Source organism: Emticicia sp., from assembly GCF_049241225.1.
In the GTDB taxonomy this organism is placed as follows: domain Bacteria; phylum Bacteroidota; class Bacteroidia; order Cytophagales; family Spirosomataceae; genus Emticicia.
The window spans coordinates 1-1097 of record NZ_JBMLRC010000059.1 but is presented as its reverse complement, the minus strand read 5'-3'; the positions used below and the strand labels follow the sequence as shown (position 1 = coordinate 1097).

General features: G+C 36.1%; 1 protein-coding gene and 1 pseudogene. Both read left to right on the top strand.

Features of this window, described 5'->3' with window-relative positions; translation table 11 throughout:
- Nucleotides 1-150 (top strand): annotated as a pseudogene (locus ACOVO2_RS03825) (2-hydroxyacid dehydrogenase); the annotation flags it as partial.
- A 147-nt stretch (nucleotides 151-297) separates the two neighbouring features.
- Entirely contained in the window at nucleotides 298-969 is a 672-nt protein-coding gene (locus ACOVO2_RS03820) for a DUF2461 domain-containing protein (RefSeq protein ID WP_421768696.1), read from the top strand.
- The last annotated feature ends 128 nt before the right edge of the window (nucleotides 970-1097 follow it).

Sequence of the window (1097 nt, the reverse complement as noted above, 5' to 3'; positions counted from 1 at the left end):
GCACGTTTGATGACCTTCCCGAATGTACTGATAACTTCGCACCAAGGTTTTCTGACCGAAGAAGCATTAACCCAGATTGCCATCGTCACACTCAATAATATTGCTGATTTTGAGCAAGGAAAAAAATCAGGGAATGAGGTTGAAATGTAAGTCAAGTTTCCCATTTGAGAACAGAGCAAACATGCGTTTTACATAATCGATGTCATAACTACTGATTCAGTCGGCCAGAGAAAATCTTAAACTTTTAGCTGTGCCGACTTGTTAGTTTTATACATTTACTCACTACAAATGAAAATTATGATTCAGGCAAATACCATTCAATTTCTTTCAGAACTCAAAGAAAACAACAATAAGCCGTGGTTTGATGCAAATCGCAAAACTTACGAAATAGCAAAAAAGAACTTTGCGGAAGTAGTAGATACGCTTATTAAAGGCATTGGAAAATTCGATAAAAGTATCGAAGAAGCCCAATTGGAGGCAAAAAATTGTACGTTTAGAATCAATCGTGATGTGCGATTTTCTAAAAACAAAGACCCGTACAAAACTAATTTTGGGGCGTCGTTTAACAAGGGCGGAAAAAAGGCACATTCGGCCGGCTATTATGTACATATTGCTCCAAATGAATGCTTTATAGCAGGTGGGATTTGGATGCCCGAACCCGAAGATTTGAAGAAGATTCGTACGGAAATAGACTATAATTATGAAGAAATTGAGGGTATTCTAAACGCCGAAAGTTTTAAAAAATATTTTCCGAATGGACTTGACCGTGAAGCCTTTACGGTACGTCCGCCCAAAGGTTATGATGAAAGTAACCCTGCCATTGAGTTGATAAAGTTAAAGAGTTTTACGGCTTCGTCGTTGATTAACGCAAAGGAAATTTTGCAGCCAAGTTTTACTGATAAAGTTTTAACGAGTTTTGAAGCGATGCAACCATATATTGAATTTCTGAACAGGGCTATTGATGGCTAATTGATTTGTTTTCTCACTTTATTTCAAGTCTTTCTATTTCTTTTGTATCTTTCCAGCTATTTATTTAACCATATTTTATAACCTCTACAAAACTCATTTTCTATGAAAAAAGTACTCGCTTTTTTGTT

Coding starts and splice junctions, on each gene's coding strand:
- ACOVO2_RS03820 (WP_421768696.1), top strand. CDS start 298: ATGATTCAGGCAAATACCATTCAATTTCTTTCAGAACTCAAAGAAAAC.